The 26,467-nt window shown below is 61.1% G+C and carries 23 protein-coding genes; 19 read left to right on the top strand and 4 right to left on the bottom strand.

From position 1 onward, the window contains the following. Positions 1–47: 47 nt before the first annotated feature. Positions 48–2,459 carry a DNA translocase FtsK gene (locus CWE01_RS08515; protein ID WP_100940092.1) on the bottom strand — a complete coding sequence of 804 codons (2,412 nt, stop codon included), beginning with the start codon at positions 2,457–2,459 and terminating at the stop codon, positions 48–50. A gap of 157 nt (positions 2,460–2,616) precedes the next feature. On the opposite strand from CWE01_RS08515, the gene trxB reads away from it, so the two are divergent. From trxB to infA, 4 genes are all read left to right on the top strand, one after another. Then, positions 2,617–3,567 carry a thioredoxin-disulfide reductase gene (gene trxB, locus CWE01_RS08510; protein ID WP_100940091.1) on the top strand — a complete coding sequence of 317 codons (951 nt, stop codon included), beginning with the start codon at positions 2,617–2,619 and terminating at the stop codon, positions 3,565–3,567. Then, entirely contained in the window at positions 3,567–4,247 is a 681-nt protein-coding gene (gene aat / locus CWE01_RS08505) for a leucyl/phenylalanyl-tRNA--protein transferase (protein ID WP_100940090.1), read from the top strand. The genes trxB and aat overlap by 1 nt, the downstream gene beginning before the upstream one ends. Positions 4,248–4,349: 102 nt before the next feature. Continuing rightward, complete coding sequence (locus tag CWE01_RS08500) at positions 4,350–5,057, top strand: arginyltransferase (RefSeq protein ID WP_100940089.1); 708 nt, start codon at positions 4,350–4,352, stop codon at positions 5,055–5,057. Positions 5,058–5,203: 146 nt separating this feature from the next. Then, on the top strand, positions 5,204–5,422 hold the full coding sequence (gene infA, locus CWE01_RS08495) for a translation initiation factor IF-1 (protein WP_002553999.1): 219 nt from the start codon (positions 5,204–5,206) through the stop codon (positions 5,420–5,422). Positions 5,423–5,547: 125 nt separating this feature from the next. On the opposite strand, the gene clpA is transcribed toward infA, so the two are convergent. After that, the gene (gene clpA, locus CWE01_RS08490; RefSeq protein ID WP_100940088.1) at positions 5,548–7,818 is read right to left on the bottom strand and encodes an ATP-dependent Clp protease ATP-binding subunit ClpA; all 2,271 of its coding nucleotides are present in this window, start codon (positions 7,816–7,818) and stop codon (positions 5,548–5,550) included. Between the two features lie 28 nt (positions 7,819–7,846). Further along, positions 7,847–8,209: an ATP-dependent Clp protease adapter ClpS gene (gene clpS / locus CWE01_RS08485; protein WP_040069302.1), complete on the bottom strand. Its 363-nt coding sequence runs from the start codon at positions 8,207–8,209 to the stop codon at positions 7,847–7,849. A 227-nt stretch (positions 8,210–8,436) separates the two neighbouring features. Here clpS and cspD point away from each other — a divergent pair, with 227 nt between their 5' ends. Beyond that, the gene (gene cspD / locus CWE01_RS08480) at positions 8,437–8,712 is read left to right on the top strand and encodes a cold shock domain-containing protein CspD (protein ID WP_100940313.1); all 276 of its coding nucleotides are present in this window, start codon (positions 8,437–8,439) and stop codon (positions 8,710–8,712) included. A 75-nt stretch (positions 8,713–8,787) separates the two neighbouring features. Here cspD and icd read toward each other — a convergent pair whose 3' ends face one another. Beyond that, on the bottom strand, positions 8,788–10,044 hold the full coding sequence (gene icd, locus CWE01_RS08475; RefSeq protein WP_100940087.1) for an NADP-dependent isocitrate dehydrogenase: 1,257 nt from the start codon (positions 10,042–10,044) through the stop codon (positions 8,788–8,790). Between the two features lie 496 nt (positions 10,045–10,540). Here icd and CWE01_RS08465 point away from each other — a divergent pair, with 496 nt between their 5' ends. The 14 genes from CWE01_RS08465 to nuoF all read left to right on the top strand — a co-directional run bounded on the left by CWE01_RS08465 (position 10,541) and on the right by nuoF (position 26,452). Then, positions 10,541–12,766 carry an NADP-dependent isocitrate dehydrogenase gene (locus CWE01_RS08465; protein ID WP_100940085.1) on the top strand — a complete coding sequence of 742 codons (2,226 nt, stop codon included), beginning with the start codon at positions 10,541–10,543 and terminating at the stop codon, positions 12,764–12,766. Between the two features lie 71 nt (positions 12,767–12,837). Next, positions 12,838–13,284, top strand: a complete 447-nt coding sequence (locus tag CWE01_RS08460) for an NUDIX hydrolase (protein ID WP_100940084.1) — start codon at positions 12,838–12,840, stop codon at positions 13,282–13,284. Positions 13,285–13,344: 60 nt separating this feature from the next. Next, entirely contained in the window at positions 13,345–14,478 is a 1,134-nt protein-coding gene (mnmA, locus tag CWE01_RS08455) for a tRNA 2-thiouridine(34) synthase MnmA (protein ID WP_100940083.1), read from the top strand. Beyond that, the gene (gene hflD, locus CWE01_RS08450) at positions 14,475–15,098 is read left to right on the top strand and encodes a high frequency lysogenization protein HflD (RefSeq protein ID WP_100940082.1); all 624 of its coding nucleotides are present in this window, start codon (positions 14,475–14,477) and stop codon (positions 15,096–15,098) included. The genes mnmA and hflD overlap by 4 nt, the downstream gene beginning before the upstream one ends. Positions 15,099–15,210: 112 nt before the next feature. After that, positions 15,211–16,581, top strand: coding sequence for an adenylosuccinate lyase (purB, locus tag CWE01_RS08445; RefSeq protein WP_100940081.1), 1,371 nt, complete (start codon positions 15,211–15,213; stop codon positions 16,579–16,581). An 84-nt stretch (positions 16,582–16,665) separates the two neighbouring features. Beyond that, entirely contained in the window at positions 16,666–17,832 is a 1,167-nt protein-coding gene (locus CWE01_RS08440; protein WP_100940080.1) for a cupin domain-containing protein, read from the top strand. Next, complete coding sequence (locus tag CWE01_RS08435; RefSeq protein ID WP_100940079.1) at positions 17,825–18,250, top strand: GNAT family N-acetyltransferase; 426 nt, start codon at positions 17,825–17,827, stop codon at positions 18,248–18,250. Before CWE01_RS08440 ends, CWE01_RS08435 begins: the two co-directional genes overlap by 8 nt. 135 nt (positions 18,251–18,385) lie before the next feature. Further along, positions 18,386–19,186 (top strand): secretin N-terminal domain-containing protein, encoded by an 801-nt coding sequence (locus tag CWE01_RS08430; protein ID WP_100940078.1) that lies wholly within the window; start codon positions 18,386–18,388, stop codon positions 19,184–19,186. Between the two features lie 490 nt (positions 19,187–19,676). Beyond that, positions 19,677–21,002 carry an isocitrate lyase gene (aceA, locus tag CWE01_RS08425; RefSeq protein ID WP_100940077.1) on the top strand — a complete coding sequence of 442 codons (1,326 nt, stop codon included), beginning with the start codon at positions 19,677–19,679 and terminating at the stop codon, positions 21,000–21,002. A 641-nt stretch (positions 21,003–21,643) separates the two neighbouring features. Then, entirely contained in the window at positions 21,644–22,057 is a 414-nt protein-coding gene (locus CWE01_RS08420; RefSeq protein ID WP_010444610.1) for an NADH-quinone oxidoreductase subunit A, read from the top strand. A 10-nt stretch (positions 22,058–22,067) separates the two neighbouring features. Beyond that, positions 22,068–22,742, top strand: coding sequence for an NADH-quinone oxidoreductase subunit B family protein (locus tag CWE01_RS08415; protein ID WP_100940076.1), 675 nt, complete (start codon positions 22,068–22,070; stop codon positions 22,740–22,742). A 73-nt stretch (positions 22,743–22,815) separates the two neighbouring features. Further along, positions 22,816–24,600 (top strand): NADH-quinone oxidoreductase subunit C/D, encoded by a 1,785-nt coding sequence (nuoC, locus tag CWE01_RS08410; RefSeq protein ID WP_100940075.1) that lies wholly within the window; start codon positions 22,816–22,818, stop codon positions 24,598–24,600. Positions 24,601–24,602: 2 nt separating this feature from the next. Then, positions 24,603–25,100: an NADH-quinone oxidoreductase subunit NuoE gene (nuoE, locus tag CWE01_RS08405; protein WP_100940074.1), complete on the top strand. Its 498-nt coding sequence runs from the start codon at positions 24,603–24,605 to the stop codon at positions 25,098–25,100. Continuing rightward, complete coding sequence (nuoF, locus tag CWE01_RS08400; RefSeq protein WP_100940073.1) at positions 25,097–26,452, top strand: NADH-quinone oxidoreductase subunit NuoF; 1,356 nt, start codon at positions 25,097–25,099, stop codon at positions 26,450–26,452. The genes nuoE and nuoF overlap by 4 nt, the downstream gene beginning before the upstream one ends. The last annotated feature ends 15 nt before the right edge of the window (positions 26,453–26,467 follow it).

Below are 26,467 nucleotides of genomic sequence, written 5' to 3'. Positions count from 1 at the left end.
ATTGAACTCGTTGAAAGGGCGCGCCGCGTGACTCCACGCGGCACGGATCAGTCGCGCGACGGCCCGGGGGCGAGCACTTCACGCGAGCCGTTGGTATTCATGGCGGTCACGACCCCGGCCATTTCCATGGACTCGATCATGCGGGCGGCCCGGTTGTAGCCGATCTTCAGTTTGCGTTGCACCGCGGAAATCGAGGCCCGACGGCTTTCCAGCACGAACTGTACGGCTTCGTCGTAGAGCGCGTCGGTTTCGGCATCGTCGCTATCGCCACCACTGCCGCCGCCGTCGAAGCCGCTGCCGGCCTCTTCGACGCCATTGAGGATGTCGTCGTTGTATTCCGGCGCGCCACGCAGTTTCCAGGCCTCCACCACGCGGTGGACCTCATCGTCGGAGACAAAGGCGCCGTGCACACGAATCGGCAGGCTGGTGCCCGGCGGCATGTAGAGCATGTCACCGTGACCGAGCAATTGCTCGGCGCCGCCCTGGTCGATGATGGTCCGCGAGTCGATCTTGCTCGACACCTGGAACGCCATGCGGGTCGGGATGTTGGCCTTGATCAGGCCGGTGATCACGTCCACCGACGGCCGCTGGGTCGCGAGGATCAGGTGGATACCGGCGGCCCGGGCTTTCTGGGCGATCCGGGCGATCAGTTCTTCGACCTTCTTGCCGACGATCATCATCATGTCGGCGAATTCGTCGACCACCACGACGATGGTCGGCAGTTTCACCAGCAACGGCGCTTCATCGTGAATGCTTTCGCGGTTGTACAGCGGGTCGGTCAGCGGCGTACCAGCGTCCTGGGCTTCCTTGACCTTGTGGTTGAAGCCCGACAGGTTACGTACGCCCATCTTGGCCATCAGCTTGTAGCGCCGTTCCATCTCGGCGACGCTCCAGCGCAGGGCGTTGGCGGCGTCCTTCATGTCGGTGACCACCGGGCAAAGCAGGTGCGGAATACCTTCGTAGATCGACAGTTCGAGCATTTTCGGGTCGATCATGATCAGCTTGGCGTCTTCCGGGCCGGACTTGAACAGGATCGACAGGATCATCGCGTTCACGCCCACCGACTTACCGGAACCGGTGGTACCGGCTACCAGCAGGTGAGGCATCTTCGCCAGGTCGGTGATGACCGGCTTGCCGCCGATATCGTGACCCAGGGCCAGGGTGACCGGGGATTTCGCGTCGTCGTATTCCGGGGTCGAGAGCACTTCGGAGAAACGCACGATCTGGCGGTCCTCGTTGGGGATCTCGATACCCACGGTGGTCTTGCCGGGGATGACTTCCACCACCCGAACGCTGGTGACCGCGAGCGAACGCGCCAGGTCCTTGGCCAGGTTGGAGATCCGGCTGACCTTGACCCCCGCCGCCGGTTGAATCTCGTAGCGGGTAATCACCGGGCCCGGGTGGATGGAGTCCACCGAGACTTCGACACCGAATTCCTTGAGCTTGATTTCCAGCAGGTGGCCGACGGCCGCCAGGGATTCCGGCGAGTAGTTGAGCTGCTTCTTTTCCGCCGGATCGAGGATCGAGATCGGCGGCAAGGTGCCCTCCACTGCGCTGTCGACAAACAACGGCGCCTGTTTCTCTTTCTCCACGCGCTTGCTCTGTTGCACAGGTTTTACCGGTGCAGGGGCAATCACTGGCGGGATCTGCTTCTCGCGCTCGGACATGTGCTTGCTGAGGGCCTGCTCGCGTTCGATCAGGCGCTCCTTGACCTTGGCCTGCTCGCGCTTGTCGGGAACGCTCGGCGCCACCACGTCGTGAACACGGTCGTCGACCTCACGCAGTTGCGCCACCAGTTGCTTACGCTCGACCCGGGACGACCACCAGCGATTCATCGCACCCTGAAACAGTTCGAAGAGGTCGAGGGTGATCTTGCCGGTGACGTCCATGACCTTGAACCAGGACAGATCGGTGAACACCGTCAGGCCGAACAGGAACAGGGCGATGAACAGCAGCGTGCTGCCCTGGATATTCAGGGCGTTTTTCGCCAGGTTGCCGAGGCTTTCGCCCAGGGCACCGCCCGCCCCTGCCGGCAGGCCGAAGGGCTGATGGAAATGGATATGGGCCAGCGCGGCCCCGGACAGCACCAGGAATACCAGGCCGATCAGCCGCCAGGAAAACAGCCAGCCGCTCCATTGCCAGGGTTCGTGGCGCTGACGGAAGATCTGGTAGGTCTTGATCGCCAGCAACAAGGGGAACACATAGGCGAAATAACCCAGCACCATGAACAGGATGTCGGCGCTGTAGGAGCCGGCGGGACCGCCGAAGTTCTGCACGTTATCGATCTTGCTGTTGTGGCTCCAGCCGGGATCGTCCTTGCCATAGGTCAGCAAGGCCATCATCAGGAACAGGCACAACGCGCCGATAGCAATCAGCGCACCTTCCTTGAGGCGATAATGCAGCTGCTGCCGCCAGAGCGGAACGACTGCTTTAGAGGGTGTGGCGGTGGATTTCTTCAAAATGATTCACTGCTTCATTACATAACCGGCATTGTACGGATTTGTCCGCCCGATGCCACGCTGTCACCGCATGGGTGTAGCATAACCGACAGCACTTTTCACGCGGTTCAATTTGAGCACGCATTCTCTTTTGTGACAAAGGCTTATGAGGTGTTTTATGAGCGCAACCAAGCATTCACGCCTGATCATCCTGGGTTCCGGCCCTGCCGGTTACAGTGCAGCGGTTTATGCCGCCCGCGCCAACCTCAAGCCTTTGGTCATTACCGGCCTGCAAGCCGGTGGTCAATTGACCACCACCACCGAAGTCGACAACTGGCCCGGCGACGTCGAAGGCCTGACCGGCCCGGTGCTGATGGAGCGCATGCAAAAACACGCCGAGCGTTTCGACACCGAGATCGTCTATGACCACATTCACACCGCCAAGTTGCAGCAGCGCCCGTTTATCCTGGAGGGCGACAGCGGTATCTATACCTGCGACGCATTGATTATCGCCACCGGCGCCTCGGCGCAGTACCTCGGCCTGCCGTCCGAGGAGGCCTTTGCCGGCAAGGGTGTCTCGGCCTGCGCGACCTGTGACGGGTTCTTCTACCGCAACCAGGTGGTGGCGGTGGTCGGCGGCGGCAATACCGCAGTCGAAGAAGCCCTGTACCTGGCCAATATCGCCAAGGAGGTGCACCTGGTGCATCGCCGCGACAAGCTGCGGTCGGAGAAGATCCTCCAGGACAAGCTGTTCGAGAAAGCCGCCAACGGCAATATCCGCCTGCACTGGAACGAGAACCTCGATGAAGTGCTCGGCGATGCCAGCGGCGTTACCGGTGCCCGCCTGCGCCACAGCGACACTGGCGAAACCCGCGAGCTGGAACTGGCCGGGGTGTTTATCGCCATCGGTCACAAGCCCAATACCGATCTGTTCGAGGGTCAGTTGACCATGCACAACGGCTATTTGCAGGTACAGGGCGGCAGCGAAGGCAATGCCACGGCGACGGAAATCCCCGGAGTGTTCGCTGCCGGCGATGTGGCCGACCACGTCTATCGCCAGGCCATTACCTCGGCCGGTGCCGGCTGCATGGCGGCGCTGGATGCCGAGAAGTTCCTGGACGACAACTGATGCTGACCTGGTTACAACGCAACTCCCTGACCTTCCCGCCCCTGGCCAAGGCCATGCGCGAACCCAACGGCCTGCTGGCCGCCGGCGGCGATCTGTCCGCCGATCGGCTGATCCAGGCCTATCGCCATGGCTGCTTTCCCTGGTTTTCCGAAGGCCAGCCGATCCTCTGGTGGTCGCCGGACCCGCGCACCGTGCTGTTTCCCGATGAGTTGCATGTCTCCCGCAGCCTGAACAAGCTGTTGCGCCAGCAACGCTACCAGGTCACCTTCGATCGGGATTTCGCCGCCGTGATCAGCGCCTGCGCCGCCCCGCGCACCTATGCCGACGGCACCTGGATCACCGAAGCCATGCAAACCGCCTATCTGCAATTGCATGAGCGCGGTTTTGCCCACTCGGTGGAGGTCTGGGACAACGATGAGTTGGTGGGCGGCCTCTACGGCCTGGCAATGGGCCAGTTGTTTTTCGGCGAATCCATGTTCAGCCGTGCCGACAACGCCTCGAAATTCGGTTTTGCCACCCTGGTCCGGCACCTCAAGGCCTCGGGATTCGTCCTGATCGACTGCCAGATGCCCACCGATCACCTGCATAGCCTCGGCGCCCGGGCCATTCCCCGCGACGACTTCGCCCGCTACCTGGGCGAACACCTGGACCAGCCCAATAGCGCGACCTGGCTGCCCTGACCTACTTCGATCAGGTAACCTTCACACAGCGCCTAGGCGTCTTTTCCCAGGCTGGCTTACACTTGATTCAACGCAATTGAAAGCTTATTCCGAGGGTCGATCATGACCGAGCTGGCGCGCTTGAAGTTTTATGCCACTCAACCCCACTCTTGCAGTTATCTGCCCGAAGAGCAGGCCACCACGCTGTTCCTCGACCCTAGCCAGCCCATGGACGTGCATGTCTACGCAGACCTGTCGGAAATGGGTTTCCGTCGTAGCGGCGACCACCTGTACCGGCCCCACTGCCAGAACTGCAACGCCTGCGTGCCGGCGCGGATCCCCGTGGCGCAGTTCCAGCCCGATCGCCAGCAGAAACGTATCTTCAAACGCAACGCCGAGCTCAAGATCAAGGCCGTCAAGCCGGGATTCAGCGAGGAATACTTCGACCTGTACCAACGCTACATCGAACAACGCCATGCCGATGGCGACATGTTCCCCCCCAGTCGCGACCAGTTTTCCACTTTTCTGGTGCGCGACCTGCCGTTCTCACGTTTCTACGAGTTCCGCCTGGAGGGGCGCCTGCTGGCCGTCGCCGTGACCGACCTGCTGCCCAACGGCTTGTCGGCGGTCTACACCTTCTACGAGCCCGCTGAGGAGCGTCGCAGCCTGGGGCGCTACGCTATCCTCTGGCAGATCGGCGAAGCGCAGCGGCTGGGGCTGGAGGCGGTCTACCTCGGCTATTGGATCAAGAACTGCAAGAAAATGAGCTACAAGACCCAATATCGGCCGATCGAACTGCTGATCAACCAGCGCTGGGTCACCCTCAGTTGAGTCGCCAGCCCCCGCGCAATTGAACTGTATTTCCCAGGCAGGTACTAACCCCTTGGCGTGAACCCCCTTTTTCGGGCACAATGCACGCCGCTTTTGCCTGGCGCAGTTGCACCGGGCCATTCACTGGACACCGAGGGCTTTACTGCATGTCGAAAGAAGACAGCTTCGAAATGGAAGGCACTGTCGTCGACACCCTGCCGAATACCATGTTTCGTGTGGAATTGGAAAATGGGCACGTCGTAACCGCGCATATCTCCGGAAAGATGCGCAAGAACTACATTCGTATTCTCACCGGTGACAAAGTGCGCGTCGAGCTGACGCCCTACGACTTGAGCAAAGGGCGCATCACCTACCGCGCCCGCTAAGCAAGTCGATACAAAAACGCCCGGCATTGCCGGGCGTTTTTGTTTGTGTGCATTTTGCGGCGCTTCAAGACCCAGAAACAACAAAGGCGCCCGAAGGCGCCTTTGTTGTGTTTGCGGGACCTACATCAAGCCATTTCAGCCGTGGTCTCGAACTCGAAGGTCAGCTCGCCATCCTTGATGTCGATGTACACCACACCGCCATGGTCGGACAACTCGCCGAACAGGATCTCTTCGGCCAATGGCCGCTTGATCTTGTCCTGGATCAGACGCGCCATTGGGCGTGCCCCCATCGCCGCGTCGTAACCCCCCTCCGCCAGCCAGCTGCGTGCCGCATCGCTGACTTCCAGCTGCACACGTTTGTCTTCCAGCTGCGCCTGAAGCTCGGTAAGGAACTTGTCCACCACGCTCTTGATCACCTCATGGCTGAGGCGACCAAACTGGATAATGGTGTCCAGACGGTTGCGGAACTCTGGCGTGAAGCTCTTCTTGATCACTTCCATCGCATCGGACGAGTGGTCCTGATGCGTGAAGCCAATCGACGCACGTGCCGCGGTTTCGGCACCGGCGTTGGTGGTCATGATCACGATCACGTTGCGGAAATCCGCCTTGCGCCCGTTGTTGTCGGTCAGGGTCCCGTGGTCCATCACCTGCAACAGCAGGTTGAAGACTTCCGGGTGGGCCTTCTCGATTTCATCGAGCAGCAGCACGCAATGCGGTTGCTTGGTAATGGCCTCGGTCAGCAGGCCGCCCTGGTCGAAACCGACATAACCCGGAGGCGCACCGATCAGACGCGAAACGGTGTGGCGCTCCATGTACTCGGACATGTCGAAACGCACCAGCTCGATCCCCATCGCCTTGGCCAACTGCCGCGCCGCTTCGGTCTTGCCGACGCCGGTAGGACCTGCGAACAGGAACGAACCGACCGGTTTGTCCGGCGACTTCAAGCCGGCACGGGACAGCTTGATGGCGGTCGACAGCGAGTCGATGGCCGCATCCTGACCGAACACGGTCAGTTTCAGGTCGCGCTCCAGGTTACGCAGCAGTTCCTTGTCGGAGCTGGTGACGTGTTTTGGCGGAATCCGCGCAATCTTCGCCACGATGTCCTCGACCTGAGGCACCTCGATGCGTTTGACCCGCTTCTCGATCGGCTGCAGGCGCTGGTAGGCACCGGCCTCGTCGATCACGTCGATGGCCTTGTCCGGCATGTGCCGATCATTGATATAACGCGACGCCAGTTCGGCGGCGGCGCGCAAGGCCTCGTCGCTGTACTCGATATTGTGGTGCTGCTCGAAACGCCCTTTCAGGCCGCGCAGGATACCGATGGTGTCTTCCACCGAAGGCTCGGACACGTCGACCTTCTGGAAGCGCCGCGCCAAGGCCCGGTCCTTCTCGAAGATGCCACGAAATTCCTGGAAGGTGGTCGAACCGATGCAGCGGATATCACCCGAGGAAAGCAACGGCTTGAGCAGGTTCGAGGCATCCATGACGCCGCCGGAAGCGGCACCCGCACCGATGATGGTGTGGATTTCGTCGATGAACAGGATCGCCTGCGGACGTTTTTTCAGCTCGCCGAGCAACGCCTTGAAGCGTTTCTCGAAATCGCCGCGGTATTTGGTACCGGCCAGCAGTGCACCGAGGTCAAGGGAGTAGACCACGCTGTTGGCCAGCAGGTCCGGCACCTGGTTGTCGACGATGCGTTTGGCCAGGCCTTCGGCGATGGCCGTCTTGCCCACGCCCGCCTCACCCACCAGCAGCGGATTGTTCTTGCGCCGACGCGCGAGGATCTGCGCCACGCGCTCGACTTCCATCTCACGCCCGACCAGCGGATCGATACGACCCTGGCGCGCCAGTTCGTTCAGATTGCTGGCATAAGCGTCCAGTGGATTGCCTGAAGATGAAGACTCACCGCCCTCTTCGTCCTGCATATCTTGCTCGCCTTCGGAGTGATCGCCGTGCCCGGGCACCTTGGAGATGCCATGGGCGATGTAGTTGACGACATCGATACGTGCAACGCTTTGCTGCTTGAGCAGGAAGACCGCCTGGCTTTCCTGCTCGCTGAAGATCGCGACCAGCACGTTGGCGCCCGTCACTTCACGCTTACCGGAACTCTGCACATGGAAGACAGCACGTTGCAGGACACGCTGGAAGCCCAGAGTCGGCTGGGTTTCGCGATCCTCGTCATGGACGGGGATCAGCGGCGTGGTGGAGTCGATGAACTCCTGCAGATCGTGCTTGAGTTTATCGAGATTGGCGCCACAGGCACGCAGGACGGTGGCGGCAGCCTCATTATCCAATAGGGCCAGCAGCAGGTGCTCGACGGTCATGAATTCATGACGCTTCGAGCGAGCCTCCTTGAAGGCAAGATTGAGGGTGACTTCGAGTTCGCGGTTTAACATAGTTCACCTCATACCCAAGTGGTCGGCATTAACCGTCCTTCTCGATTTCACAGAGTAGCGGATGCTGGCTTTCCCTGGCGTACTGGTTGACCTGCATGGCCTTGGTCTCGGCGATGTCGCGGGTAAACACTCCACATACTGCCCGTCCTTCTGTGTGAACGGCCAGCATGACCTTGGTCGCCAGCTCGCGATTCAGGTTAAAAAACACCTCGAGCACTTCGACGACGAAATCCATCGGTGTGTAGTCATCGTTGAACAAAACCACCTTGTACATCGGTGGCGCCTGCAACGCGGGCTTGGATTCCTGTACAGCAATACCCGCTGAATCGTCGTCGTGGGAATCCGGGCGATCCTGATTGAATGTTAGTCGAATCTGGCTGATTGCATGCATGGAAAGAAAGGTTCGTCAGTTGAGCAATTGCAGTGATGGGGGCACTTCGGACAGATTTCAACACTGACCGTCATGTCACCTTGACTATCGGCAAAACGGTGTTACAACCAATAGAGCCCACAGTGGGTAATAAAGGTCCATACCGTCAACCGTTTTTCTGGTTCACGCAGTGAAGGATGAACTGGATGATACTCCAGTGATGGGGTCGTTTGCAGAGGGATATGAGCATGCTGAGTGGTAAAGTCAAGTGGTTCAACAATGCCAAGGGCTACGGCTTCATCATTGAAGATGGCAAGAATGAAGATCTGTTCGCCCATTACTCGGCCATCCAGATGGATGGCTATAAAACCCTTAAGGCTGGCCAGGCAGTAAGCTTTAAGATCATCCAGGGGCCCAAAGGCCTGCATGCGGTCGACATCAGGCAGCTGGTGACCACCGCCGCACCTGCGACCAAGCCGCAGAACGCCGGAGCGCAAGCCCCGGCAGAAACGGCCAGAGCCTGAAAGCAGACACTTTCAGATAACGAAACGCCCGAGCCAATCACTTGGCTCGGGCGTTTTCGTTTACCGTCGGTCAGCTTACATGTGCTTGATCAGCGCATCGCCAAAACCGGAAGACGACACCAGCGTCGCACCGTCCATCAGACGCTCGAAATCATAGGTCACGGTTTTCGCGCCAATGGCGCCATTGGTGCCCTTGATGATCAGGTCGGCCGCTTCGATCCAGCCCATGTGCCGCAGCATCATTTCCGCGGACAGGATCAGCGAACCGGGGTTGACCTGGTCCTTGCCGGCGTACTTGGGCGCAGTGCCGTGGGTCGCTTCGAACATCGCCACGGTGTCGGACAGGTTGGCCCCCGGCGCGATACCGATACCGCCCACTTCGGCGGCCAGGGCGTCGGACAGATAGTCGCCATTCAGGTTCAGGGTCGCGATCACGTCGTACTCGGCCGGACGCAGCAGGATCTGCTGGAGCATGGCATCGGCGATGGCGTCCTTGACCACCACGTTGCGGCCGGTTTTCGGGTTCTTGAACTGCATCCACGGACCGCCGTCGAGCAGGGTCGCGCCGAACTCCTCGGCCGCCACTTCATAGGCCCATTCCTTGAAGGCACCCTCGGTGAACTTCATGATGTTGCCTTTGTGCACGATGGTCAGCGACTTGCGATCGTTGTCGACGACATATTGCAGAGCCTTGCGCGCCAGGCGCTGGGTACCCTCTTTCGACACCGGCTTGATGCCGATCCCGCAGTCCTGGTCGAAACGGATCTTGGTGACCCCCATTTCTTCCTTCAGGAACTTGATGACCTTGGTCGCTTCCGGCGAACCGGCTTTCCATTCGATACCGGCATAGATGTCTTCGGAGTTCTCACGGAAGATCGTCATGTCGACATCGCCAGGCTTCTTCACCGGGCTCGGCACGCCCTCGAACCAGCGCACCGGGCGCAGGCAGACATACAGGTCGAGTTGTTGACGCAGGGCCACGTTCAGCGAACGGATACCACCGCCCACCGGCGTGGTCAGCGGGCCCTTGATGGAGACAACGTAATCCTTGACCGCGTCCAGGGTTTCCTGGGGCAGCCAGGTGTCCTGGTCATAGACCTGGGTGGCCTTCTCGCCGGCAAAGACTTCCATCCAGGAAATCTTGCGCTTGCCACCGTAGGCCTTGTGTACCGCCGCATCGACGACCTTGATCATCACCGGGCTGATATCGACGCCAATACCATCGCCTTCGATAAAGGGGATGATCGGGTTGTCAGGAACATTGAGAGAATGGTCTGGATTGACGGTGATTTTTTCGCCGACGGCCGGAACCTGAATCTTCTTGTATCCCATGTTGAACTCCATCTATGGATTGAACATCTGGCAGCGCTCGAGCGTACCCCAGGTGCTTGCCCGAGGGAACCTCACACCCGACTCATCTGCCGCGAAAAGCCTCGATTTCGCGGCCTACAAGCTTGAAATCAAAGGTAAAAGCGCCAAAGTCGAGCACTTCTTGCGACACCTCGCCGCAGGGCACCCTGCGACCTTTAGACCAATGGACGAGTGTAGTCGCTTATGAAGCATCGGCGTTTTGCCAGCAACCTATGTATAATCGCGCCGCTGACCATTGAGTCACGCCGGCCGACCTCTCTACAACGAGACTTTCCGCCTGAAAAAGCCGGGTTGTTATCGCAATCCGACCGCTTGACGCTCGACTGATGCACCCAACATCACCGCGCGCGAAGAAACCTCGACATTCGGCTCATGGATGACTTTTGAACGAACGCGCTTACCCGGCGCATCTCGAGTTTCTGCGCATGCTTTAGCAAAGAAGAGAGTTAATCCGAATATGCCCAACCGTTCGAAGATCATCTACACCTTCACCGACGAAGCCCCTGCCCTCGCCACCTATTCACTGTTGCCTATCGTAGAGGCCTTTACCGCTTCGGCTGATATCGCCGTGGAAACCCGCGATATCTCGCTGGCCGGACGCATTCTCGCAAGCTTCCCTGAACAACTGGGCGCCAAGGCCGTGCCGGACCACCTCGCCGAACTGGGCGAGCTGGCTATCACCCCTGAAGCCAACATCATCAAGCTGCCGAACATCAGCGCCTCGGTTCCACAACTGCAGGCCGCGATCAAGGAACTGCAAGCCCAGGGCTTCAACATTCCGGACTACCCGGAAACCGTCAGCAACGATGCCGAGAAAGATGCTCGCGCCCGTTACGACAAGATCAAGGGCAGTGCCGTGAACCCGGTACTGCGCGAAGGCAACTCCGACCGCCGCGCACCGCTGTCGGTCAAGAACTATGCCCGCAAGCATCCGCACAAGATGGGCGCCTGGGCAGCCGACTCCAAGTCCCACGTGGCTCACATGAGCACCGGCGACTTCTACGGCAGCGAAAAAGCCGCACTGATCGACACCGCCGGCAGCGTCAAGATCGAGCTGATCGCCCAGGACGGCACTGCCAGCGTCCTGAAAGAGAAAACCAGCGTACAAGCCGGTGAGATCCTCGATTGCGCCGTGCTGAGCAAGAACGCCCTGCGCAGCTTTATCGCCGCTGAAATCGAAGACGCCAAGAAACAAGGCGTGCTGCTGTCGGTTCACCTGAAAGCCACCATGATGAAGGTCTCCGACCCGATCATGTTCGGCCAGATCGTTGCCGAGTTCTATAAAGACGCCCTGGCCAAGCACGCTGACGTGCTGGAGCAGATCGGCTTCAACCTGAACAACGGCATCGGCGACCTGTACGCCCGCATCAAGGCCCTGCCTAGCGATCAGCAGGCGCAGATCGAAGCCGACATCCAGGCGGTCTACGCTGCCCGTCCGTCGCTGGCCATGGTCAACTCCGACAAAGGCATCACCAACCTGCACGTGCCGAGCGACGTCATCGTCGACGCCTCGATGCCAGCCATGATCCGTGACTCCGGCAAAATGTGGGGCACCGACGGCCAGCTGCACGACACCAAGGCGGTGATCCCGGATCGCTGCTACGCCACCATCTACCAGGCGGTGATCGAAGACTGCAAGCAACACGGCGCCTTCGACCCCACCACCATGGGCAGCGTACCGAACGTCGGCCTGATGGCGAAGAAAGCCGAAGAGTACGGCTCCCACGACAAGACCTTCCAGATCAAGAGCAACGGCGTGGTTCGGGTTACCGACAACACCGGTCGCACCCTGCTGGAACAGTCCGTGGAAGCGGGCGACATCTTCCGTATGTGCCAGACCAAGGACGCGCCGATCCAGGATTGGGTCAAACTGGCCGTCAACCGTGCCCGCGCCAGCAGCACTCCAGCGATTTTCTGGCTGGACCCAATGCGCGCCCACGACGGTGTAGTGATCGAGAAGGTCCAGACCTACCTCAAGGACCACGACACCACTGGCCTGGACATCCAGATCATGTCGCCGGTCGACGCGATGAAGTACACCCTGGCCCGTACCCGCGAAGGCAAGGACACCATCTCGGTGACCGGTAACGTGCTGCGCGACTACCTGACCGACCTGTTCCCGATCATGGAACTGGGCACCAGCGCCAAGATGCTGTCGATCGTGCCGCTGATGAACGGCGGTGGCCTGTTCGAAACCGGCGCCGGCGGTTCGGCACCGAAACACGTGCAGCAACTGGTGGAAGAGAACTTCCTGCGCTGGGACTCGCTGGGTGAATTCCTGGCCCTGGCCGCGTCCCTGGAACACCTGGGCGTGACCTACAACAACCCGAAAGCCCTGGTGCTGTCGAAGACCCTGGACCAGGCCACTGGCCAGTTCCTCGACAACAACAAGTCGCCATCGCGTAAAGTCGGCAACATCGACAACCGCGGCAGCCACTTCTACCTGGCGCTGTACTGGGCCCAGGCCCTGGCCGCCCAGAGCGAAGACACTGCGCTGCAAGGCCAGTTCACCCAGTTGGCCAAGACCCTGGCCGAGAACGAGGCGACCATCGTTGCCGAGCTCAACGCCGTACAGGGCAAGCCAGTGGACATCGGCGGTTACTACCACGCCGACGCCGAGCTGATCAGCAAGGCCATGCGTCCGAGCGCAACCCTCAACGCGGCGATTGCTGCGCTGGTGTAAGCTTCTCGGCAGTACCACAAGCCCCGGCCCAGTGCCGGGGTTTGTGTTTTCACAACCAGAGAAACCACCTTATGGAATGGCAACCCCACATCACCGTCGCCACCGTCGTCGAAGACAACGGTCGCTTTCTCTTCACCGAGGAGTGCTACGAAACAGCAACGGTCCTCAACCAGCCCGCCGGGCACCTGGACCCGAACGAAAGCCTCAGCGAGGCCGCCATCCGCGAAACCCTCGAGGAAACCGGCTGGGACGTCGAACTGACCGGCGTTGTAGGCCTCTACCTGTACACCGCCCCGAGCAACGGCGTAACCTACCAGCGCGTCTGTTTTGCCGGCAAACCGCTCAAGCACCGCCCCGACTACCCGTTGGACCACGGCATCATCGGCCCACGCTGGCTGACCCGCGACGAATTGCTGGCCCTGCGCCCGCAATGGCGCAGCGAGCTGATCATCCGCTGCCTGGACGATTATCTGGCCGGCCCCCTGCACAGTCTCGAGCTGATCCGCCCTTCTCTTTAGCCTTGCGGGCCCGGGCCTGTTAGAATCGCGTCCTTTTTCGAAGACACTCATTGAATCCCTATGCGTGATCCAGCTGCCACCGCCCCAGAAAACCTGCGCGTCATCGTCGGCATGTCCGGCGGCGTAGACTCTTCCGTTTCCGCCGTACTGCTGATGGAGCAGGGTTACCAGGTGGAAGGCCTGTTCATGAAGAACTGGGAAGAAGACGACGGAACGGAGTACTGCACCGCCATGGACGACCTGGCGGACGCCCAGGCCGTGTGCGACAAGATCGGTATCAAGCTGCACACCGCCAACTTTGCCGCCGAATACTGGGACAACGTGTTCGAACACTTCCTGGCCGAATACAAGGCCGGACGCACGCCGAACCCGGACATCCTCTGCAACCGCGAAATCAAGTTCAAGGCGTTCCTCGACTACGCTCTGATGCTCGGTGCCGACCTGATCGCCACCGGCCACTACGTGCGCCGCCGCGACATCGACGGCCGCACCGAACTGCTCAAGGGCCTGGACCCGAACAAGGACCAGAGCTACTTCCTCCACGCCGTCGGCGGCGAACAGATCGCCAAGACCCTGTTCCCGGTCGGCGAGCTGGAAAAGCCCGCAGTGCGCGCCATCGCCGAGAAACACGAACTGGCCACGGCGAAGAAGAAGGACTCCACCGGCATCTGCTTTATCGGCGAACGGCGCTTCAGCGACTTCCTCAAGCAGTACCTGCCGGCCCAGCCGGGCGAGATCAAGACCACCGAAGGCGAAGTCATCGGCCGTCACCACGGCCTGATGTACCACACCATCGGCCAGCGCCAGGGCCTGGGCATCGGCGGCCTGAAGGACGCCGGTGACGAGCCGTGGTACGTGCTGCTCAAGGACCTGGAACACAACGAACTGATCGTCGGCCAGGGCAACGAGCATCCATGGCTGTTTTCCCGCGCCCTGCTCGCCTCCGAGATCTACTGGGTCAATCCGGTGGACCTGAGCGTACCGCGCAAGCTGACAGCCAAGGTTCGTTATCGCCAGGGCGACCAGTCCTGCACCCTGGAACAGACCGAAAACGGCTATCGCGCCGTGTTCGACGAACCGCAGCGCGCGGTGACCCCGGGCCAGTCCGTGGTGTTCTATGACGGCGAGATCTGCCTCGGTGGCGGCGTGATCGAAGTCGCCGAGCCCTGGACCTTCAAGGAACCGCGCCCATGAGCCCGACCCAGGAGCAACTGACGGCGCTGGGCGGTGTGTTTCTCGCCGCGGTGCTGGTGGACAAGATCGCCAAGAGCGGCCAGTCCAGCGAGTCCGGCCTGAGCTGCATGCTCGGCAGCCTGCTGGTGCGCGACCCCAAGGACACCCTGGAAGTCTACGGTGGCGACGACCTCCAACTGCGCGACGGCTACCGCGCACTGATCGGCGCCCTGGAGCGTGATCCCAGCGCCCTGCAACGCGAACCGCTGCGCTACGCCCTGTCGATGCTCGGGCTGGAGCGCCAGTTGGCCAAGCGTGACGATTTGCTCGAGATCATCGGCAAGCGCCTGCCGCAGATCCAGTCCCAGGTCGAACATTTCGGCCCGTCCCACGAAAACGTCGTGGCCGCTTGCGGCGCCCTCTACCAGGACACCCTGAGCACCCTGCGCCAGCGTATCCAGGTGCACGGCGACATGCGCAACCTGCAACAACCGAGCAACGCCTCGAAGATCCGCGCCCTGCTGCTGGCCGGTATCCGCTCGGCGCGCCTGTGGCGCCAACTGGGTGGCCATCGCTGGCAACTGGTGGTCAGCCGGCGCAAGCTGCTCAAGGAACTCTATCCGCTGATGCGCAGCGCCTAGGCGCTGTTATCCGCGAAAAGCGCAAGACGCCGGTCGGTTGGCAACAGACCGGCGAGTATTTTCATGTATGATACGCGCCCCATTTCGTTGCCCGACTGTCCGAGAACACCCCATGCAGCTTTCTTCGCTCACTGCGGTTTCCCCTGTTGACGGCCGCTACGCCGGCAAAACCCAGGCCCTGCGCCCAATTTTCAGTGAATACGGCCTGATCCGTGCGCGCGTGCTGGTGGAAGTGCGCTGGCTCCAGCGCCTGGCCGCCCACGCCCAGATCAGCGAAGTTCCGGCGTTCTCCGCCGAAGCCAACGCGGTATTGAACACCCTTGCCGAGAACTTCTCCCTGGAACACGCCGAGCGTGTGAAGGAGATCGAGCGCACCACCAACCACGACGTCAAAGCCATTGAGTACCTGCTCAAGGAACAGGCCGCCAAGCTGCCTGAACTGGCCAACGTCAGCGAATTCATCCACTTCGCCTGCACCAGCGAGGACATCAACAACCTGTCCCACGCCCTGATGCTGCGCGAAGGCCGTGACGACGTACTGCTGCCGCTGATGCGCCAGATCGCCGAATCCATCCGCGAACTGGCCCAGCGCTTCGCCGCCGTGCCGATGCTCTCGCGCACCCACGGCCAGCCGGCCTCGCCGACCACCCTGGGCAAGGAACTGGCAAACGTCGTCTACCGCCTGGAGCGCCAGATCGCCCAGGTCGCCGCCGTGCCCCTGCTGGGCAAGATCAACGGCGCCGTGGGCAACTACAACGCGCACCTGTCGGCCTACCCGCAGATCGACTGGGAAGAAAACGCCCGCGCCTTCATCGAAGACGAGCTGGGCCTGGGCTTCAACCCCTACACCACCCAGATCGAGCCGCACGACTACATCGCCGAGCTGTTCGACGCGATCGCGCGCTTCAACACCATCCTGATCGACTTCGACCGCGACATCTGGGGCTACATCTCCCTGGGCTACTTCAAGCAGCGCACCATTGCCGGCGAAATCGGTTCCTCGACCATGCCGCACAAGGTCAACCCGATCGACTTCGAAAACTCCGAAGGCAACCTGGGCATCGCCAACGCACTGTTCCAGCACCTGGCCAGCAAGCTGCCGATCTCCCGCTGGCAGCGGGACCTGACCGACTCCACCGTGCTGCGCAACCTCGGTGTCGGCTTCGCCCATAGCGTCATCGCTTATGAAGCCAGCCTCAAGGGCATCAGCAAGCTGGAGCTCAACGAGCAGAAAATCGCCGCCGACCTGGACGCCTGCTGGGAAGTCCTGGCCGAGCCGATCCAGACCGTCATGCGTCGCTACAACATCGAAAACCCGTACGAAAAACTGAAAGAACTGACCCGTGGCAAGGGCATCAGCCCCGAAGCACTGCAGACTTTCATCGACGGTCTCGAGATGCCCGCGGACGCCAAGGCCGAGCTGAAAAAGCTCACCCCGGCGAACTACATCGGCAACGCCGTGGCCCAGGCCCAGCGTATCTGATCGCACCGTACCCGCTCTGAACGCCCGGCTGAGCCGGGCGTTTTTATTCCAGTCTGAAAAACACGCTTTTTCAATAGGTTACACATGAATCCTGATACTCCTCTGCAACTTCTGGGCGGCATCACCGCCCGGGAATTCCTGCGCGACTACTGGCAGAAGAAACCCCTGCTGATCCGTCAGGCGATTCCGGATTTCGAAAGCCCGATCGACGCCGATGAACTGGCCGGCCTGGCCCTGGAAGAAGAAGTCGAATCGCGCCTGATCATCGAGCACGGCGAGCGCCCCTGGGAACTGCGCCGTGGCCCGTTCGCCGAAGACGCCTTCAGCCAACTGCCGGAGCGCGAGTGGACCCTGCTGGTGCAGGCCGTTGACCAGTTCGTCCCGGAAGTCGCCGAGCTGCTGGAGCACTTCCGCTTCCTGCCGAGCTGGCGCATCGACGACGTGATGATCAGCTTTGCCGCGCCCGGCGGCAGCGTCGGTCCGCACTTCGACAACTACGACGTGTTCCTGCTCCAGGGCCACGGCAAGCGCAACTGGAAAATCGGCCAGATGTGCGATTCCACCAGCCCGCTGCTGGAACACGCCGACCTGCGCATCCTCGCCGAATTCGAGGAAACCGCCGAGTGGACCCTGGAACCCGGCGACATGCTCTACCTGCCGCCGCGCCTGGCCCATTGCGGCGTGGCCGTGGATGACTGCATGACCTATTCGGTGGGCTTCCGTGCCCCGAGCGCCGCTGAAGTGCTGACCCACTTCACCGACTTCCTCGCCCAGTTCCTGCCGGACGAAGAGCGCTACACCGACGCCGATGCACAACCGGTGGCCGACCCGCACCAGATCCAGCACGACGCCCTCGACCGCCTGAAAAGCCTGCTGGCCGAGCACATGAGCGACGAGCGCCTGCTGCTGACCTGGTTCGGCCAGTTCATGACCGAGCCGCGTTATCCGGAACTGGTGGTGGGCCCGGAACTCGAAGAAGAAGACCTGCTCAGCGGCCTGCAGGATGGCGCGATCCTGATCCGCAACCCGAGCGCGCGCCTGGCCTGGTCCGAAGTCGACGACGACCTGCTGCTGTTCGCCAGCGGGCAGAGCCGTCTGCTGCCGGGCAAACTGCGCGAGCTGTTGAAAATGATCTGTGCGGCCGATGCGCTGCACGCGGATAATCTGAAGCCATGGTTGGCTGACGAAGACGGACGCAGCCTGCTGTGTCAGCTGGTCAAACAAGGAAGCCTGGGATTTGCCGATGAATAGAATTCACGTACGTGTCGCGGACTGGCAAAAGGATAACGCCGAGATTCGGCGCATTCGTGAGTCGGTGTTCATTGCCGAGCAGTCGGTTCCGCCGGAGCTGGAGTGGGACGCCGATGACAGCGGCGCCGCGCATTTCCTGGCCTTCGAGGGGGACTTCCCGATCGGCACCGCCCGGCTGTTGCCGGACGGCCATATCGGCCGGGTCTCGGTCCTCAAGGACTGGCGCGGACTGAAAGTCGGTGACGCGCTGATGCAGGCGGTGATCGGCGAGGCCGAGAAACGCGGCCTCCAGCAACAGATGCTCAGTGCCCAGGTCCAGGCGACCCGGTTCTATGAGCGTCTGGGCTTCAGCATTGTCAGCGAGGAGTTTCTCGAAGCCGGGATTCCCCACGTCGATATGGTGCGTGGCGCCGCCTGACACCCACAGCTTGAGCATCACCCAGAACGCCCCGATGCCGGGGCGTTTTGCTGTCCGCGATTCAACTTGACCCACCGATGGCCGAGAAACTGTCAAACTCAACCCATTGCCCAGTCCAATGTGGAGATAACGGACATGTCCCTACGCACCCTGCTCACCGGCCTGCTACTGACCTGCACCCTCAGCGCCCAGGCCGCCACCGAAATCATTCCCCTGAACTACCGCACCAGCGCCGACCTGCTGCCGGTCGCCCAGGACTTTCTCGGCAAGGACGGCAAGGCCAGCGCCTACCAGAACCAACTGATCGTCAACGCGGAACCGGCCAAGATCAAGGAACTGCGCGACTTCCTCGGCCAACTCGACACCCCGGCCAGGCGCCTGCTGATCAGCGTCGACACCAGTGAAAACAACGACCAGAACAGCCAGGGCTACAGCGTCAACGGCCAGAGCCAGACCCGCATCATCAACTACGGCACCGCCAGTCGTGACGGCGGCATCCAGCAGGTGCAGACCGTCGAAGGCACCCCGGCGCTGATCCAGGTCGGCCAGAGCGTACCGCTGACCACCGCCATCAGCACCAACCAGACCCAGGGCAACGGCTCGAACCAGAATCAGAACCCGAACCAGCAGCCCCTGACGCAGATCCAGAGCCAATACCGCAACGTAACCCAGGGTTTCTACGTCACCGCCAGCGTCACCGGCGACATCGTTCACCTGTCCATCAGTACCAATCGTGACCGGATCAGCCAGGAGCGTCAGGATGTAGTGAACGTGCAAAGCACCGACACAACTGTCAGCGGGCACCTCGGTGAGTGGATCACCCTGGCCGGCGTCAATGGCCAGAGCCAGGCCGACCGCCAGGCGCTAACCCGCAGCTACTCGACGTCCGGGCGTAACGACATGACTTTGCGGGTGAAAGTCGACAGCCTGGACTAAAGCACCAAAAACTGACTGATGAGTCGTATTAGACTAAAGATGTAGTGCCTCAAAAAAAGCACTACAAAATGTTTGACGAGCCAAAAAACCGAAGGCATGATGGCCTCGCTCCCGCTAATCAGGGGCCCTGGCAAGGGCCTTCGGATCGCCGCTCTAACCTACCCACCTGAGCCGATTCGTGTCTGTACCGCCCACAAGGCGCGTTTGACGAGGTTGCGACTGGAACGAAGTTGTCCCGAGGGACGGAAGCGTAATAGGTAGAACGGCAAGACCTCCGAAGTCCGCATAAAGGCCCACGATGCCCCCATGCGCCCGACGACTCGCCCTCGCCTCGCTCACTTCCCCCTCGAGCCCATCGTTCAATCGTCGCCTTCCCCGCCAAACCGCACCTGAGCGCCTAAGCTTCTGGTCAGCGAGCAGCCGTTTGCACCAAGCATTCGGCGGAGCAAGGAATTCTCCACCCAAGACCTATGCGACGAGGTTTATCTCCATGGCACTGACACGCGAACAGCAAATTGCAGCCCTTGAAAAAGACTGGGCTGAAAACCCGCGCTGGAAAGGCGTGACACGCACTTACTCCGCCGCTGACGTGGTCCGCCTGCGTGGCTCGGTTCAACCTGAGCACACCCTGGCCCGCATGGGCGCCGAGAAACTGTGGAACCTGGTGACCCAGGGCGCCAAGCCGTCCTTCCGTCCGGATAAAGATTTCGTCAACTGCATGGGCGCCCTGACCGGCGGCCAGGCCGTGCAACAAGTCAAGGCCGGGATCCAGGCGATCTACCTGTCGGGCTGGCAAGTGGCCGCGGACAACAACTCCGCCGAATCCATGTACCCCGACCAGTCGCTGTACCCGGTGGACTCCGTGCCGACCGTGGTCAAGCGCATCAACAACTCGTTCCGTCGCGCCGACCAGATCCAGTGGAAAGCCGGCAAGAACCCGGGCGATGAAGGTTACATCGACTACTTCGCACCGATCGTGGCCGACGCCGAAGCCGGTTTCGGTGGCGTCCTGAACGCCTACGAGCTGATGAAGAGCATGATCGAAGCGGGCGCCGCCGGCGTGCACTTCGAAGACCAGCTGGCTTCCGTGAAGAAATGCGGCCACATGGGCGGCAAGGTACTGGTTCCGACCCAGGAAGCCGTGCAGAAGCTGACCGCTGCCCGCCTGGCCGCCGACGTGGCCGGTACGCCGACCATCATCCTGGCCCGTACCGACGCCAACGCCGCCGACCTGCTGACCTCGGACTGCGATCCGTACGACCAGCCGTTCGTGACCGGCCAACGTACCCAGGAAGGCTTCTACAAAGTCCGCGCCGGCCTCGACCAGGCCATCGCCCGCGGCCTGGCCTACGCGCCGTACGCCGACCTGATCTGGTGTGAAACCGCCAAGCCGGACCTGGACGAAGCCCGTCGCTTCGCCGAGGCCATCAAGAAGGAATACCCGGACCAGCTGCTGTCCTACAACTGCTCGCCTTCCTTCAACTGGAAGAAGAACCTGGACGACGCGACCATCGCCAAGTTCCAGCGCGAACTGTCGGCCATGGGCTACAAGCACCAGTTCATCACCCTGGCGGGTATCCACAACATGTGGCACAGCATGTTCAACCTGGCGCACGACTACGCCCGCAACGACATGACCGCCTACGTGAAGCTGCAGGAGCAGGAATTCGCTGACGCCTCGAAAGGCTACACCTTCGTCGCGCACCAGCAGGAAGTCGGCACCGGCTACTTCGACGACATGACCACCGTGATCCAGGGCGGCTCGTCCTCGGTGACCGCGCTGACCGGCTCGACCGAAGAAGAACAGTTCCACTGATCAAGCGGCGAGCAAGCGGCCATTCCAGAGCGAACCAGAACTAACTGGAATGCCTGAACACCTGACGCCCCGACTGGTTCGGGGCGTTTTTTTGCCTGCCGCTTCAGGCCCGGCAGCCGCCCCCTGCAGGAGCCGGCCTGCTGGCGATGAGGCCCTTGGTCCCGCACTGATCTCAAGGCCGCCATCGCCAGCAAGCCGGCTCCTACAAGGAATGCGTTCAGCCATGACAGTGCAAAACATTGATCCAGAGCGGTATTGATTGCGACAAAAAGCGCTAAAACGACGCGCGACACAACTTTCGTCGCACCTGCGTTTAAAGCCACTACACTTCCCTCCGCGGCCAACAACAAGCATTGGAGCGATCTAGATGATATCAATTATCATTCAATATTCACTTCGTTCATTACAATGTGGATAAAACATAATTAACAAAAAGGCCCCTAATGCCCACAGCACACGGCCTGCAAGCCATCGAGACCTCTACATGTCCTTATTCCAGCCAATAATTTCGCTATAGAAAATTTACTTGCCCGGTGTTTAGCCATAAAATCACCGGGATAGATTGCACTGCGACATATCGTCACTGCTTTTACTTCTTTATCACGCTCAGAGACCCTTGCGCTCTGTTAAGGATTACCCGCATGACCGAAGCGACCGGACTCATGGCCCACAACTGGGGCTTTGCCATTTTCCTGCTCGGCGTCGTCGGCCTCTGCGCCTTCATGCTCGGTCTTTCCAGCCTCCTCGGGTCAAAAGCCTGGGGACGCAGCAAAAACGAACCGTTCGAGTCCGGCATGCTACCCACCGGTAGCGCCCGCTTGCGGCTCTCCGCCAAATTCTATCTGGTCGCGATGCTGTTCGTGATCTTCGATATCGAAGCCCTCTTTCTCTTTGCATGGTCTGTGTCCGTCCGCGAAAGCGGCTGGACCGGATTCGTCGAAGCGCTCGTTTTCATAGCAATTCTGTTGGCAGGTCTTGTCTACCTTTACCGAGTGGGGGCGCTTGATTGGGCTCCGCAAGCTCGTCAGAAGCGGCAGGCGAAGCTGAAACAATGAGGCTTTGGCAATGCAATACAATCTCACACGAATCGACCCGGACGCGCCTAACGAGCAGTACCCGATCGGCCAACGGGAAACCGTTTCCGATCCGTTAGAAGATCAAGTCCACAAGAACATCTACATGGGCAAGCTGGAAGACGTGCTGAACGGCGCGGTCAACTGGGGGCGTAAAAACTCCCTGTGGCCGTACAACTTCGGCTTGTCGTGCTGCTATGTGGAAATGACCACCGCCTTCACGGCGCCCCACGACATCGCCCGCTTCGGCGCCGAAGTTATCCGGGCATCGCCGCGTCAGGCGGACTTCATGGTTATTGCCGGCACCTGCTTCATCAAGATGGCGCCGATCATCCAGCGTCTCTACGAGCAAATGCTCGAACCGAAGTGGGTCATCTCCATGGGTTCGTGCGCCAACTCCGGTGGCATGTACGACATCTACTCCGTGGTTCAAGGGGTGGACAAGTTCCTGCCCGTGGACGTCTACGTGCCTGGCTGCCCGCCCCGCCCCGAGGCTTTCCTGCAAGGCTTGATGCTGTTGCAGGAGTCGATTGGCCAGGAGCGTCGCCCACTTTCCTGGGTCGTCGGCGATCAAGGCGTGTATCGCGCCGAGATGCCGTCGCAAAAGGAACAGCGCCGCGAACAGCGTATCCAGGTCACCAACCTGCGCAGCCCTGACGAAGTCTGATCCAGATCCGCTCTGTAAAAAGAAACGAGAAGCTGGCTTCATTCTTTACGTTGACCCAAAGCGATAAGAAACCATGACTACAGGCAGTGCTCTGTACATCCCGCCTTACAAGGCTGACGACCAGGATGTGGTCGTCGAACTGAACAACCGTTTCGGCCCCGAGGCCTTTACCGCCCAGGCCACCCGCACCGGCATGCCGGTGCTGTGGGTGACCCGGGCCAAGCTCGTTGAAGTCCTGACCTTCCTGCGCAACCTGCCCAAGCCGTACGTCATGCTCTATGACCTGCACGGCGTGGACGAGCGTCTGCGCACCAAGCGCCAGGGCCTGCCGAGCGGCGCCGATTTCACCGTGTTCTATCACCTGATGTCGCTGGAACGTAACAGCGACGTGATGATCAAGGTCGCCCTCTCCGAAAGCGACCTGAGCATCCCGACCGTGACCGGTATCTGGCCTAACGCCAACTGGTACGAGCGTGAAGTCTGGGACATGTTCGGCATCGACTTCCCCGGCCACCCGCACCTGTCGCGCATCATGATGCCGCCGACCTGGGAAGGTCACCCGCTGCGCAAGGACTTCCCGGCCCGGGCCACCGAGTTCGATCCGTTCAGCCTGACCCTGGCCAAGCAACAGCTGGAAGAGGAAGCCGCGCGCTTCCGTCCTGAAGACTGGGGCATGAAGCGTTCCGGCACCAACGAGGACTACATGTTCCTCAACCTGGGCCCGAACCACCCTTCGGCCCACGGTGCCTTCCGTATCATCCTGCAACTGGACGGCGAAGAAGTCGTCGATTGCGTCCCGGACATCGGCTACCACCACCGTGGTGCCGAGAAAATGGCCGAGCGCCAGTCCTGGCACAGCTTCATCCCCTACACCGACCGCATCGACTACCTCGGTGGGGTGATGAACAACCTGCCGTACGTGCTCTCGGTCGAGAAGCTGGCCGGCATCAAGGTGCCGGACCGGGTCGACACCATCCGCATCATGATGGCCGAGTTCTTCCGGATCACCAGCCACCTGCTGTTCCTGGGTACCTATATCCAGGACGTCGGCGCCATGACCCCGGTGTTCTTCACCTTCACCGACCGCCAGCGCGCCTACAAGGTGATCGAAGCCATCACCGGTTTCCGCCTGCACCCGGCCTGGTACCGCATCGGCGGCGTCGCCCACGACCTGCCCCGCGGCTGGGACCGGTTGGTCAAGGAATTCGTCGACTGGCTGCCAAAACGCCTCGACGAGTACACCAAGGCCGCCCTGCAGAACAGCATCCTCAAGGGTCGTACCGTCGGTGTCGCCGCCTACAACACCAAGGAAGCCCTGGAATGGGGCGTCACCGGTGCCGGCCTGCGTTCCACCGGTTGTGATTTCGACCTGCGTAAAGCCCGTCCGTACTCCGGCTACGAGAACTTCGAATTCGAAGTCCCGCTGGCGGCCAACGGCGACGCCTACGATCGCTGCATGGTTCGCGTCGAAGAAATGCGCCAGAGCATCAAGATCATCGACCAGTGCATGCGCAACATGCCGGAAGGCCCGTACAAGGCGGATCACCCGCTGACCACGCCGCCGCCGAAAGAGCGCACGTTGCAGCACATCGAGACCCTGATCACGCACTTCCTGCAAGTTTCGTGGGGCCCGGTCATGCCGGCCAACGAATCCTTCCAGATGATCGAAGCGACCAAGGGCATCAACAGTTATTACCTGACGAGCGACGGCGGCACCATGAGCTACCGTACCCGGATCCGCACCCCAAGCTTCCCCCATCTGCAACAGATCCCTTCGGTGATCAAAGGCAGCATGGTCGCGGACTTGATCGCGTACCTGGGTAGTATCGACTTCGTTATGGCCGACGTGGACCGCTAAGCATGAACAGCACGCTTATCCAGACAGACCGTTTCGCCCTGAGCGAAACCGAGCGCTCGGCCATCGAGCACGAGTTGCATCACTACGAGGACCCGCGCGCGGCGTCCATCGAAGCCCTGAAGATCGTCCAGAAGGAGCGTGGCTGGGTGCCTGACGGCGCGCTCTACGCCATCGGCGAGATCCTCGGCATTCCGGCCAGTGACGTCGAAGGCGTCGCGACCTTCTACAGCCAGATCTTCCGCCAGCCGGTCGGTCGCCACATCATTCGCGTCTGCGACAGCATGGTCTGCTACATCGGCGGCCACGAGTCGGTGGTCAGCGAAATCCAGGGCAAACTTGGCATCGGCCTGGGTGAAACCACCGCCGACGGTCGCTTCACCCTGCTGCCCGTCTGCTGCCTCGGCAACTGCGACAAGGCCCCGGCGCTGATGATCGATGACGACACCTTCGGCGACGTCCAGCCAGCTGGCGTTGCCAAACTGCTGGAGGGCTACGTATGACCCTGACTTCCTTCGGCCCTGCCAACCGCATTGCGCGCTCGGCAGAAACCCACCCGCTGACCTGGCGCCTGCGTGATGACGCCGAGCCCGTGTGGCTCGACGAATACCAGGCCAAGGACGGCTATGCCGCCGCCCGCAAGGCCTTCGCCGACATGGCCACGGACGATATCGTCCAGACCGTGAAGGACGCCGGCCTCAAGGGTCGCGGTGGTGCAGGCTTCCCCACCGGGGTGAAGTGGGGCCTGATGCCCAAAGACGAATCCATGAACATCCGCTACCTGCTGTGCAACGCGGATGAAATGGAACCGAATACCTGGAAAGACCGCATGCTGATGGAGCAACTGCCCCATCTGCTGATCGAAGGCATGCTGATCAGCGCCCGCGCGCTGAAAACCTACCGTGGCTACATCTTCCTGCGCGGTGAATACACCACCGCCGCCAAGCACCTCAACCGTGCGGTGGAAGAAGCCAAGGCCGCCGGCCTGCTGGGCAAGAACATCCTGGGCAGCGGCTTCGACTTCGAGCTGTTCGTCCACACCGGCGCCGGGCGTTATATCTGCGGTGAAGAAACCGCACTGATCAACTCCCTCGAAGGCCGTCGCGCCAACCCGCGCTCCAAGCCGCCCTTCCCTGCCGCCGTTGGCGTCTGGGGCAAGCCGACCTGCGTGAACAACGTCGAGACCCTGTGCAACGTGCCGGCGATCATCGGCAACGGCATCGACTGGTACAAATCCCTCGCCCGCGAAGGCAGCGAAGACCACGGCACCAAGCTGATGGGCTTCTCCGGCAAAGTGAAGAACCCTGGCCTGTGGGAACTGCCGTTCGGCATCACCGCCCGCGAGCTGTTCGAAGACTACGCCGGCGGCATGCGTGATGGCTTCAAGCTCAAGTGCTGGCAGCCTGGTGGCGCCGGTACCGGTTTCCTCCTGCCCGAACACCTGGACGCGCAAATGTACGCCGGCGGCATCGGCAAGGTCGGCACCCGCATGGGCACCGGCCTGGCCATGGCGGTGGACGACAGCGTCAACATGGTTTCGCTGCTGCGCAACATGGAAGAGTTCTTCTCCCGTGAGTCGTGCGGTTTCTGCACCCCTTGCCGTGACGGCCTGCCGTGGAGCGTCAAGCTGCTGCGCGCGCTGGAGAACGGTGAAGGCCAGGCCGGCGACATCGAGACCCTGCTGGGTCTGGTCGGTTTCCTCGGCCCGGGCAAGACCTTCTGTGCTCACGCACCGGGTGCCATCGAGCCATTGGGCAGCGCCATCAAGTATTTCCGTCCAGAGTTCGAGGCTGGCATCGCACACAAAAGTGCAGCCGTCCCGCCTTTGGCGCGGCCGATCGTAGTCGGCGCATAACGTATCGAAAGGGAG

The organism is Pseudomonas sp. QS1027, from assembly GCF_002814235.1.
In the GTDB taxonomy this organism is placed as follows: Bacteria; Pseudomonadota; Gammaproteobacteria; order Pseudomonadales; family Pseudomonadaceae; genus Aquipseudomonas.
This window is presented reverse-complemented; position numbering and strand designations above follow the sequence as displayed.